The organism is Paenibacillus radicibacter, assembly GCF_024721995.1.
GTDB classification, from domain to species: domain Bacteria; phylum Bacillota; class Bacilli; order Paenibacillales; family NBRC-103111; genus Paenibacillus_AM; species Paenibacillus_AM radicibacter.
In genome coordinates this window covers 269,788-282,140 of sequence record NZ_JANQBC010000008.1, presented here as the reverse complement: position 1 = coordinate 282,140, position 12,353 = coordinate 269,788, and the positions used below count along the sequence as shown (strand labels likewise).

Annotated in this window: 10 protein-coding genes; 9 read left to right on the top strand and 1 reads right to left on the bottom strand. The window is 44.2% G+C overall.

The window, feature by feature from the left end:
- The first annotated feature begins 9 nt into the window (after nucleotides 1–9).
- Nucleotides 10–1,275 carry an ATP-dependent protease ATP-binding subunit ClpX gene (gene clpX / locus NV379_RS16180; protein WP_258208360.1) on the top strand — a complete coding sequence of 422 codons (1,266 nt, stop codon included), beginning with the start codon at nucleotides 10–12 and terminating at the stop codon, nucleotides 1,273–1,275.
- A 98-nt stretch (nucleotides 1,276–1,373) separates the two neighbouring features.
- A complete protein-coding gene (gene ispG / locus NV379_RS16175; RefSeq protein WP_258208359.1) occupies nucleotides 1,374–2,471 on the top strand; it encodes a flavodoxin-dependent (E)-4-hydroxy-3-methylbut-2-enyl-diphosphate synthase in 1,098 nt (365 codons plus the stop codon).
- 229 nt (nucleotides 2,472–2,700) lie between these two features.
- Here ispG and NV379_RS16170 read toward each other — a convergent pair whose 3' ends face one another.
- Nucleotides 2,701–3,420, bottom strand: a complete 720-nt coding sequence (locus NV379_RS16170; RefSeq protein WP_258208358.1) for an N-acetylmuramoyl-L-alanine amidase — start codon at nucleotides 3,418–3,420, stop codon at nucleotides 2,701–2,703.
- A 214-nt stretch (nucleotides 3,421–3,634) separates the two neighbouring features.
- On the opposite strand from NV379_RS16170, the gene lonB reads away from it, so the two are divergent.
- The 7 genes from lonB (at nucleotide 3,635) to NV379_RS16135 (ending at nucleotide 12,350) form a co-directional block, all read left to right on the top strand.
- The gene (gene lonB / locus NV379_RS16165) at nucleotides 3,635–5,359 is read left to right on the top strand and encodes an ATP-dependent protease LonB (protein ID WP_258208357.1); all 1,725 of its coding nucleotides are present in this window, start codon (nucleotides 3,635–3,637) and stop codon (nucleotides 5,357–5,359) included.
- An 85-nt stretch (nucleotides 5,360–5,444) separates the two neighbouring features.
- Entirely contained in the window at nucleotides 5,445–7,829 is a 2,385-nt protein-coding gene (gene lon, locus NV379_RS16160; RefSeq protein ID WP_258208356.1) for an endopeptidase La, read from the top strand.
- A gap of 37 nt (nucleotides 7,830–7,866) precedes the next feature.
- Nucleotides 7,867–8,517, top strand: coding sequence for a ribosome biogenesis GTP-binding protein YihA/YsxC (gene yihA / locus NV379_RS16155; RefSeq protein ID WP_258208355.1), 651 nt, complete (start codon nucleotides 7,867–7,869; stop codon nucleotides 8,515–8,517).
- A 267-nt stretch (nucleotides 8,518–8,784) separates the two neighbouring features.
- Nucleotides 8,785–9,372, top strand: coding sequence for a non-ribosomal peptide synthetase module (locus NV379_RS16150; RefSeq protein WP_258208354.1), 588 nt, complete (start codon nucleotides 8,785–8,787; stop codon nucleotides 9,370–9,372).
- Between the two features lie 323 nt (nucleotides 9,373–9,695).
- Entirely contained in the window at nucleotides 9,696–10,097 is a 402-nt protein-coding gene (speD, locus tag NV379_RS16145; RefSeq protein ID WP_258208353.1) for an adenosylmethionine decarboxylase, read from the top strand.
- A gap of 134 nt (nucleotides 10,098–10,231) precedes the next feature.
- Entirely contained in the window at nucleotides 10,232–10,765 is a 534-nt protein-coding gene (locus NV379_RS16140; RefSeq protein WP_258208352.1) for an S-adenosylmethionine decarboxylase, read from the top strand.
- 112 nt (nucleotides 10,766–10,877) lie between these two features.
- Nucleotides 10,878–12,350 (top strand): hypothetical protein, encoded by a 1,473-nt coding sequence (locus tag NV379_RS16135; protein WP_258208351.1) that lies wholly within the window; start codon nucleotides 10,878–10,880, stop codon nucleotides 12,348–12,350.
- Nucleotides 12,351–12,353 lie beyond the last annotated feature (3 nt).

Sequence of the window (12,353 nt, the reverse complement as noted above, 5' to 3'; positions counted from 1 at the left end):
AGTGATAGAATGTTTAAATTTAACGATGAAAAAGGACAACTCAAATGTTCCTTTTGCGGTAAATCACAAGAACAAGTGCGCAAACTTGTAGCAGGTCCAGGCGTCTACATATGTGACGAGTGTATTGAATTGTGCACGGAAATTGTAGAAGAAGAACTCGGACATGAAGAAGAACTTGATCTGAAGGATATTCCGAAGCCGAAAGAAATTTGCGATATTCTTGGTCAATACGTTATTGGTCAAGATCAAGCGAAGAAATCGCTTTCTGTTGCGGTCTATAACCATTACAAACGGATCAATTCCCATCAGAATAAGTCAGAAGAAGTGGAACTTCAGAAGAGTAATATTATGCTCGTAGGTCCTACGGGTAGTGGTAAGACACTTCTTGCGCAAACACTTGCGAAAATTTTGAACGTTCCGTTTGCGATTGCAGACGCTACTTCCTTAACTGAAGCAGGTTACGTAGGGGAAGATGTGGAGAACATCTTGCTAAAATTGATCCAAGCAGCGGATTACGATGTGGAGAAGGCGGAGCGCGGTATTATTTATATCGATGAGATCGATAAAGTAGCTCGTAAATCCGAGAACCCATCCATTACACGTGACGTGTCTGGTGAAGGCGTACAGCAAGCATTGCTTAAAATTCTTGAAGGTACAGTTGCTTCTGTTCCGCCACAAGGTGGACGTAAGCACCCGCATCAAGAGTTTATTCAAATCGATACAACGAACATCTTATTCATTTGCGGTGGGGCATTTGATGGCCTAGAGCAAATTATTAAGCGTCGTATTGGTAAAAAAGTGATTGGTTTCTCAACAGATGGTATGAAAGTTGACTTGAAACCAGGCGAATACTTATCCATGGTATTGCCAGAGGATCTACTTAAATTCGGTCTAATTCCGGAATTCGTAGGTCGTCTACCGGTAATTTCCTCCCTTGAGCCGCTTGATGAAGCTGCACTTGTTCGTATTCTTTCGGAACCGAAGAATGCGCTAGTGAAGCAATATCAGAAGCTGCTTGAGATGGATAATGTGAAGCTTGATTTCAATCAAGAAGCACTTGAAGCCATCGCGAAGGAAGCGATCAAGCGTAATACGGGAGCAAGGGGTCTTCGTGCGATTATTGAGAGCATTATGCTCGATGTGATGTTCGATGTGCCGTCACGTACTGACGTATCCACGTGTACCGTTACACAAGACGCTGTTCAGAACAAGCTTGCACCTGTACTGACGACAAAAGAAGGTAAAACTTCGAAGAAAAAAGAAGAAAGCGCATAAACGCGAGTTGATGTGCATCTAATAAATTCACACAAACAGCCTCCAATCTGGATCTAACCGGAGCGGAGGATGTTTGACGTATGGGAGAGAGCTGCGCTATGTTCCATAGAAAAGATACCCGTCCTGTCAAAGTGGGGAACTTGACGATCGGCGGGAGCAACGAAGTGATAATGCAAAGTATGTGTACGACGAAGACAGCTGATGTGAAAGCGACTGTAGCGGAAATTCACCGCTTGGAAGAAGCAGGTTGTCAAATTGTTCGTGTCACTGTAAATAATAAAGAAGCGGCTGAAGCAATCAAGGAAATCAAGAAACAGATTTCCATTCCGCTTGTTGCCGATATTCACTTTGACTATCGTCTAGCACTTGCTGCGATTGAGAACGGGATTGATAAAGTTCGTATCAATCCGGGGAATATCGGTCGCCGCGAGAAGGTAGAAGCCGTAGTTAAAGCGTGTAAAGAGCGCGGCATTCCGATTCGTATCGGTGTAAACGCAGGCTCCTTAGAGAATCACTTGCTTGAGAAGTATGGGTACCCAACTGCTGACGCGATGGTGGAGAGTGCTTTATTCCACATTGGAATCCTAGAAGAGCTTGATTTCCATGATATTATCGTGTCGCTTAAAGCGTCCGATGTACCTATGGCGATTGAAGCTTATTCCAAGGCTGCTAAAGCTTTTAATTATCCACTACACTTAGGCATTACAGAGGCAGGAACGCTGTTTACAGGCGCTGTGAAGAGTGCGGCAGGTATTGGCGCATTGCTTAACATGGGCATCGGAAATACACTTCGTATTTCGCTTAGTGCGGACCCCGTTGAAGAGATTAAAGTTGCGCGTGAGCTTCTCAAAACATTCGGTTTGATTACGAACGCAGCGACGTTAGTATCTTGTCCAACTTGCGGACGCCTTGATATTGACCTGTTCTCGATTGCCAATGAAGTCGAAGAGTATATCTCTAAGATTAAGGTGCCAATCAAAGTTTCCGTTCTTGGCTGTGCCGTTAACGGTCCTGGTGAAGCGCGTGAAGCGGATATTGGAATCGCGGGTGCGCGTGGCGAAGGCATGTTATTCCGTTATGGGGAAATGATCCGTAAAGTGCCTGAAGCGGAACTTCTGCAAGAGCTGAAGAAAGAAATTGATATTATCGTGAAAGTTTACGAAGAAACTGGACAAATCCCAGGTCGTAAACATTAAGCGAGCGTGTTTAAAAAGTTAAACGAGAGAGAAAAAAGCAACTGGAGGAGCGTAGCGTTCGCCTTTGAAATCGTGAAAATACAATCAAATCAATTCAAAATTCACGATTGAGACTCACAGGCTTTCCGAAGGAAGGCCACATCGTAAGCATAAAGTGCTTTTTTCTCTGTAGTGGCCCTACTTTTTGAACACGTTCTAATGGTATATGTAAAAAAATAAAGCCGGCGAGCTAATTAGCTTCGTCGGCTTTTTGGTATGTTTCGAGCATGGCGAGAAACTCCATGATACCCTCTGATATTGACTTCGTAATGGCATCTTGCCCTTTCGTTGTGGTAAGGCGATTTCGATCCTCGATGTTTGAAATATACCCCATTTCCACGATTACTGTTGGACAAGTAGTGTGGTTTAGCAAGTAAAATGGTTTACCGTGAATCGCAAGCTTACGCGTATTAAACAGTCGGTTCATCGAGTTCTGAATCATTTCCGCTAAGAAAACACTTAGCTCCGTGTTCTGGTGCATAACAAGTGGTCCGCGGTGGATTGGACGCTTGGACCAGTTCACATGCAGCGATACCATAAGCTTAGGGTGTAATTCATTAGCAAGCTGTTTGCGCTGAGCAAGGTCACGCCTGTGGCGGGATGGATTCTTGAGCCACTGATTATGATCACTTAGCGCATGATCGCCTGTCCGATCCACAATAACCGCAAGCCCCTGACGGGTCAGCTCTTTATACAGCTTATTTGCGATAATAAGGTTAATATCTTTTTCGTATAAAGTGCCGAATGTTGTACCTCCATCAATCCCGCCATGCCCGACATCAATGATGACATCCGTGTCCGTCGCTAGTGGGACTGCAAGCGCAGGTCGTATTGGAATACAGAGATGGGTAAGCAAGAGGCATAGTACAGCTACCCGAACCCAATGTATTTTCTTTATCCATGAATGCACAATCCATATGTTCAAAATGAGCTTCCGTCCTCCCATTGAGTAGTTGGTAAATCAGCGGCCATTCGCTATTCACATTCCCTCTTATCCTCACACAATCTTGCCCATAACATGCATTTGTCGAACTAGAATATGTTTGCCTGATTATTCATTCGTTTCCAGGGCAATACTACCGAGTATTAGATTTTTTTCAAAAAGCATCCTTGGGAGGTAAGTTATGAGTAACGGATTAAGTGTATTGGTTATGCTGGTGCAGTTCTTTTTTGCGATCATCATAGGTCTTTATTTTTGGAATATGCTGCGCAATCAACAGACGAATCGAACAGCAGTCGATCGAGAATCGAAGAAAGAGATGGATAAGCTGCGCAAGATGCGTTCCATTACCCTCACTAAGCCATTAGCAGAGAAGACAAGACCCCAAACGATGAATGATATTGTTGGGCAAAAAGAAGGCTTACGTGCGCTTAAAGCAGCATTATGCGGAGCGAATCCACAGCATGTCATTATTTATGGACCTCCGGGAGTCGGTAAAACAGCAGCAGCAAGGGTTGTGCTGGAGGAAGCGAAGAAAAATGCACTGTCACCTTTTGGGGCAGAAGCGAAGTTTACAGAGATTGATGCGACAACAGCACGATTTGATGAGCGCGGTATTGCGGACCCATTAATTGGCTCTGTCCATGACCCGATTTATCAAGGAGCAGGCGCGATGGGCGCCGCTGGAATCCCGCAACCAAAGCCAGGTGCAGTTACTAAAGCACATGGTGGCATCTTGTTCATCGATGAAATAGGCGAATTACATCCGATCCAGATGAATAAGTTATTAAAAGTGCTGGAAGACCGCAAAGTATTTTTGGAAAGTGCTTATTACAATTCGGAGGATATGAATATCCCGAATTACATACATGATATTTTCCAAAATGGATTACCTGCCGATTTCCGTCTAGTGGGTGCGACAACAAGAATGTCTACAGAAATTCCACCTGCGATTCGCTCGCGTTGTATGGAAATTTTCTTCCGTCCACTGCTACCAGAGGAAATTGGAGAAATTGCGGAGAATGCGCTTCGTAAAATCGGTCTACCCGAAACCCCTGCAGCTATTGAAGTCATTAAGAAATATGCAACAAACGGCCGTGAAGCCGTTAATATTGTGCAGCTTGCTGCAGGTATCGCACTCACAGAAGGTCAAGCCAGCATCTCAGCAGCCGATGTAGAGTGGGTTGTAAACTCTTCACAAATTCCACCAAGACCAGAGAAGAAAGTACCGCTTGTCCCTCAAATTGGCTTTGTAAATGGTCTGGCTGTATATGGGCCGAATCAAGGCACATTGCTTGAAATTGAAGTTACCGCAGTTCCTGTCCCTGTGGGTCATGTAGGAAAGTTCACCACTACAGGTGTTGTGGATGAAGAAGAAATGGGTGGTGGCTCTAGAACGATTCGTCGTAAGAGTATGGCGCGGGGTTCTGTTGAGAATGTATTAACCGTATTGAGACGATTTGGATATGATGCAAGCGGGTATGACTTGCACATTAATTTTCCAGGTGGAGTTCCTATTGATGGTCCATCAGCTGGTATCTCGATGGCAACAGCAATCGTATCTGCGATGCTAAAAATTCCTGTCGATAACCATCTTGCAATGACCGGTGAGGTCAGTATTCACGGTAAAGTAAAGCCGATTGGCGGCGTTGTGGCTAAAGTAGAAGCAGCCTTACAAGCTGGTGTGACGAAAGTGCTTATCCCGCGTGAAAATTGGCAGGAGATGTTTACAGATTTACCAGGTGCGAAAGTCATTCCTGTTGATTCTGTAGAGGATGTTCTTAAAGAAGCACTCGGGATCGAGAATGTTGAACTCGCGGGCAATCTCGCACTTACGGATACACAAGATAGTCAAATGCCGCTACCAAACTTGCTGCAAACAGATTTTCCACTTCAATTTGAGTCTTAATGCACCTGTAAATTGGAGTTTTGTGGTTGATTTTGATACAATGTTAGCTACAGTAGGTGGGAAAGACAGTGGAGGTGCGTCAATGATGGGGGCTAACAAAAGTAAGCTACGTCGGTTGCCCTTGTTGCCTTTGCGGGGACTGTTAGTATATCCCAGCATGGTGCTGCATTTGGATGTCGGCCGTGAGAAATCGATCAAAGCATTAGAGCAAGCAATGATTGAGGATGGCATGATCTTGCTATGTTCACAATCGGAACTAAGTATTGAGGAGCCGACGAGGGAAGATATTTATCGAATTGGTACCATTTCCAAGATCAGACAGATGCTTAAGCTTCCAAACGGAACGATTCGCGTTCTAGTGGAAGGTGTGCTTCGTGCTGAAATTTTGGAATATGTAGGCAATGAAGAGTTTTATGAAGTATCTGCCAAGGAGCTACCAGAGCAGGAGATTAACGACCCTGAGATGGATGCACTCATGCGCACGATTCTGACTCAGTTTGAGCATTACATTAATTTATCGAAAAAGGTTACGCCAGAGACGCTTGCAGCTGTGTCAGACATTCATGAACCAGGTCGTCTCGCGGACGTAATCTGCTCTCATTTATCGTTAAAAATAAAAGATAAGCAAGACATTCTTGAAACGATCGATGTGCGTCTGCGTCTGGAAAAGCTGCTTGAAATCCTGAATAACGAGCGCGAAGTGCTGGAGTTAGAGCGGAAAATCAATCAGCGTGTCAAGAAGCAGATGGAGAAAACGCAGAAGGAATACTATCTTCGTGAGCAGATGAAGGCGATTCAGAAGGAGCTTGGCGAGAAAGAAGGTCGAGCTGGTGAAGTTGAAGAGCTGCGCTCTCAACTTGCGGAGAAAGATGTTCCGGATAACGTTCAAGAAAAGATTGAGAAAGAAATCGATCGTCTAGAGAAGATGCCTATTACGTCTGCGGAAGGCAGCGTTATTCGTAATTATATTGATTGGCTCTTGTCTGTTCCTTGGAGCGATAAGACGGAAGATGATCTCGATATCGTCAAAGCTGAACAGATCTTAAACGATGAGCACTATGGTCTGGAGAAGCCGAAGGAGCGCGTACTCGAATACTTGGCGGTTCAGAAATTAGTGAACAAGCTTAAAGGACCGATTCTATGTCTTGTTGGGCCACCGGGGGTAGGTAAAACATCGATTGCTAAATCCATTGCCAAATCAATGGGGCGCGAATTCGTTCGCATGTCTCTTGGAGGCGTACGTGATGAAGCAGAGATTCGTGGTCATAGACGTACTTACGTGGGAGCTATGCCAGGACGTGTCATTCAGGGAATGAAAACCGCTGGTGTTAGCAATCCTGTGTTCTTACTTGATGAAATCGACAAGATGGCTATGGACTTCCGCGGTGATCCGGGTGCTGCATTACTTGAAGTTCTAGATCCGGAGCAGAATAACACGTTCAGTGATCACTATCTTGAATTGCCATTTGATCTATCGAACGTCATGTTCATTACGACAGCAAACGTTGTGCACAACATTCCACGTCCACTTCTTGATCGGATGGAAATGCTGCATATCCCAGGCTATACGGAGCTTGAGAAGGAGCAAATTGCACGTAAATATTTGCTGCCGAAGCAGATGAGAGACCATGGTTTGCAAGAGCATCAATTAATCGTTGATGATGAGGCTTTATTCAAAGTCATTCGTGAATATACGCGTGAAGCGGGTGTTCGTAACTTGGAGCAACAGCTAGCAGCGTTATGCCGCAAAGCAGCCAAGCAGATCGTAACCGATCCAGCGCAAATTGTACATGTACAGACAAGCAACCTCAAAGACTTGCTTGGTCCACTTAGATATCGTTACCGTCAAGCAGATGAGGAAGATCAAGTCGGCGCTGTGACAGGCCTTGCTTGGACAGAAGTCGGCGGTGACACACTAGTGATTGAAGTGTCTGTAATGCCAGGTAACGGTAAGTTAACCCTTACAGGTCAACTGGGCGATGTGATGAAAGAATCCGCACAAGCGGCATTCTCATACGCTAGATCGCGTGCCGAACACTTTGGCATTCCGACTGATTTCCATGAGAAGAATGATATTCATATTCATATCCCAGAAGGTGCGATTCCGAAGGATGGTCCTTCGGCGGGCATTACGATGGCAACTGCACTAATCTCAGCGCTTGCTGATATTCCGGCATCAAGTACAGTTGCAATGACAGGTGAGATTACGCTTCGCGGAAGAGTGCTTCCAATTGGCGGTCTGAAGGAGAAGTCACTTGCTGCACATCGTGCAGGATTTACGAAAGTGATTATCCCAAAAGACAACGAGAAAGATTTAGAGGACGTTCCAGAGAGTGTGCGTCAAGCCTTGACGTTCGTTCCTGTTGCTCATGTGGATGAAGTGCTTAAGCATGCACTGACCAAATCCTTTGTCATTCCAAATGAAGCGGCGTCTCATACAGATAACGAATCCTCGCACATCCATCACTAGGGGTACAAGGGTTCAAACAAAAGGAAGCGAGTAAATTATGAAAGTTAATACATCAGAATTTGTTATTTCAGCTGTTCAACCTAGCCAATATCCAGAGGACGCTTTGCCAGAGATTGCTCTGGCAGGGCGTTCAAATGTCGGAAAATCGTCACTTATTAATAAGATGATTAACCGTAAAAATTTGGCTCGGACAAGTTCCCAACCGGGAAAGACACAGACGCTCAACTACTATCGCATTAATCAAGATTTATATTTTGTTGACCTTCCGGGCTATGGTTATGCCAAAGTATCGAAGACAGAGCGTGAGCGCTGGGGTCGATTCATTGAGCAATATTTAGCACAGCGTGAAGAGTTGAAACTTGTGCTGCAACTTGTGGATTTACGTCATCCGCCATCTAAAGAGGATCAAGCAATGTTCCAGTGGCTGCAGCATTTTGACAAGCCGATGCTTGTTGTTGCGACGAAAGCGGATAAGATTCCGAAGAGTCAGTGGCAGAAGCACGCGAAGATCGTTCGAGAGACACTTGGGATGACGCCAAGTCAAGGTCCTCTTCTCTTCTCTTCAGAGCTTGGACTAGGTAAAGATGAATTATGGAGCATTATCGAGCCATTCCTTGTCAAACCAGAACTGGAAGAGCAGTTGGAAGAGTCAGTTGAGGAGCCGCTTGAAGGGTCTTCAGAACAATAATTATAGTCACTTCACACGTCGCTTAAAGAGGCCTATTACAGCCAATTTGAGCGACGTGTTTTTGCTTTCAGCAGGGATTCCCATAACATTGAGTCAGAAACCGTGTTTTTGTAGGGAAAAAGCGTAAATTAACCGTCTTAGAGCGATTTTTCCTTATTTTAGCCTGATTTTACTAGCGGATGACACAGGAATATTACCTTTTGTTGTAGTATAATAATAATCAAGGTTACAAACATTGCTTGAACAAAAAGAATTGAGGGATTTTCCATGGCGATAAGGTTAGCGACTGAATATGTCAAAGCCTGCCTGCATGTAACGGAAGTCGAACTGTCAAAGTTAGTAAGTGCGTTTGCGGAGCAAGGTGTGAAGTTTCATGTGCATGTGCTCGATAACGGTAATCAAGAAGTTGGATTTGAAGACGGTAACGGGCAAGAAATCCTGCTTTCATTTGAGAAAAAAGCGGGAGTTTACGAGTGCCAAGGTACACCGATCATTTATGATGTGCGGCTTGCCAATGTCATGCGTAAAGTCATTTGCCAGTTCAAAGGAGATGCAATTGTAAATCGAATCTACACAGGATATACGATGGTATATCACTATGAACGTGGTTCGGTTGTTAAAATTGAGGAAGTAAAAAATGGAATTCACAAATTAATTTACGAGCACAAAGACACGCTTGGTCAATTGGAACAGCTGTTTAATCAGCAGTCGATTGAGGAAGAAATTACGATGATTCACAGCCAAATTAATCACTTGCTTGAAATGCGATTTGATATGAAAGATCCTGTTATTCAGCACGAGATTGATGGACGTTTGAAACGACTGACCAACCGTTTGTTTGTACTTGAAGCATAAATGAAGACAGATAAGATAGAGAGCGCTCCGATGGGGCGCTCTTATTTTTTTCTTTTGAAATTCATAAAGTTTGGGTAATCACGCATTAGCACCAAGGGATAAGTGCTTACATATCGTATGTACTGGGGTAGCCAAAAAAAACTGTTGCATTTATACCCAAGAGATGTTATTTTTATTGTCGTTGACAACAATATAGGAACCAGGATTCACTCAGGACATGTAATGTTGCGAGAGATTACTCCCTCGAAGAGAAGTGAATGACGTAGGTCCTAGCGGATGAAATTTTTTCAAACATTTTATTCCTAGGAAGGGGGAACCGGAAGATGGAATACTCAACTTTCGGAAGACACGTTGCTGTAGATACTTGGGGTGTAGACTTTGAGCTTCTTAACAGCGCGGAATGGCTACAAGCACAAATGGTGGAGGCTGCTGAAGCATGCGGTGCAACCGTATTGTCTGTACAGTCGAAGCAATTCGAACCACAAGGAGCGACAGTACTAGTACTGTTATCGGAGAGCCATCTCTCGATTCACACGTATCCTGAAAGAGGCTTTGCGGCACTAGATTGCTACACATGTGGCGAGACAGTTGATCCACAAGTTGCTATTGATTACATGGTATCCGTATTAAAACCAGAAACCGTACATGCGAAGAAGCTAGTACGCGGTATGGGTGAATTGAAAGTCGAAACGCCTGTTATGAAACAAGCTGAGCTTGTGCGTTAAGACGTAATGTGATTGTACACAATTAAAGAATGAAGATAAGATAACCACGAACATTGTTCGTGGTTATTTGTTTGTTAAGCCCCCCATACAATGAAAAGAGTAGACAAACATTGACAAGGGGGCATCCATTAACAATGCGTTTTCGAGCATTTCGATTAAATGGCAGTGTGCTGTATATCGTGCTGGCTATTGTACTAATTTGGCCAACTGTGCAATTATTGCGAGGCAGTGGAGGCAATGCTGAACATCATGGAAACGCAGAAAAGCTGCTATATGAGGTAAGCTTGTTTCAACTAGAGATGTTAGGCTCACAGCTTAGCAACTTGAATCCAATGACCCAGACGAGTGCGCTGGATGGTGTGAAAAGCGCGGTATACTCTGTTTCTTTTACCCATGAACGAGTACGATCTGCACTTGGAGAAGACGTGATTACAGATCTCGATGGGATGCCGCAGTTGCTGCAATATGTGATGCGGCTGCAACTAGGGGCATCAAGACCGCTAAAGAGTGAAGAGGTTGAGGTGTTCAGAGAAGCTTCTAAACTTCTAGGTGAGATGTATGCTGCCTACGAAAAGCTGCTAACTACAAAAGAAGAAATAGTACCTACGCAAAATAAGATTCTCTCAGACAGTAATAGCAAGCTGCGAAAGTTACTACAAAACAAATAAATGACGTGATGCCGCATCCACATTCTCAGTTCGTAATAGTGCGATTGAGGAATGGTTACAATAAGGGGACGTCCCAGATTATGGGTAAGTAACCTGAAAGGTAGCGGTTAACATGATGAAGAAAATCACCGTGATGATGCTTAGTGTGTGTCTGATTGCAAGTGGTTGTGCTCCTATTAAGAAAGATGCAAGACCGAATAGCGATTCTAACCAATTACACATTCAAAATAAAAAACAGGCAGGCAATTCAGAAGAATATGCCAATTATGTGCAGCTGATGTCGAGTAAGGTTTGGCCGTACATGTCGGTTATTTGGCCTAATGTGAACTTCTCGCGCTTTCATATGCTGCTAACTGACGGTAAGTGTGTGTGGGATGTGTACCCCAAAGGTTTGCGGGAACTGCCTCTGGAGGAAGTGCTCCGATCATTTGAGATGCCAAGCAATATTGAGGGTATACCAGGTGGTTATTCAGCGGGTAAATGGCAAAGGCAAGCAAGTGTACTTGTCTATATGAACCAAGAAGAGATTATGAATCACCTCAAAACATACATGACTTCTGATCAATTCGGTATGTCCTATGGAACTCCTTTTGCTTTCCCTCTTGGGACTCATGTCCTATTTCATGACATTGTTCAATCTTCGAAATGGAATGAAAACTTACCCGCTCAATCGAAGGATCGTTCGCTTTCCTATCCGATAGATATAGGTCCGAGAACGTATCGCCTTGCTATGATTGATAAGCTTTATGAAGCTTATCTGGATAAAGAAAATCGGGAGAAACATCTCACGCATGCAGCGTATATGTATCAAATGTGGAAGTGGGAGTTCCCAGAGGATGAAGAGCGTGTAAGACGCTTAGATGTAGTGGAAGGGACAGCACATTACGTCGATACGATGGCAGACGCGTATGGTAAGCTTGGTATGAAGGCGAACACGGCGAAGCTGCGGACGTACTTGGTTCGACGGTTGAAAGAGACGACTCGTGAAGATGTGACGACGATAAGGCAGGAAAGCGCTGAATTAGTGAAGCTTGCGGGTCTGATTGCCGATGAATCAGATTTGCGTTGGAAGAAGAAAGCAGAGCAAGGCGTAACGCCGGTTGAACTGCTGTTCGAAGGAATTAACCCACTTAAGATCGAGAAGTGGGCAGATGTAATGGACAATTATCGAAATATTGCACAGAAGAATAGTCGCAAGACAGATCAAGCAATTAGCAGCTTTTTAAGTGATTATGATAACAAGGAAATTCCGCTTCTTGTGATTGCGAGTCGCAATCGTAATGAAGGACTGAATATACGCATAGATGGACAATTTCATCTTGATGCAGTAGCGATTGACTTGCTGACGAATGTGGTTGGTAAATTTGGTGGTGTGCATATACAGGCAAATCAGAAGACGATCGGCATACGCTATAAAGCTGGAAGCAAGGCGGAATACATCATTCCGATCAAAGAAACGGATATACGGATTCAGAATAATCATGCTGTAGTTAATACAACAGAACTTAAAGGCGAATTTGACGTACAGGTCGATGAAGATTCGGGTGGTAGGAAGATTTACCTAGCGCAAGTAATTCATAGATAGTTC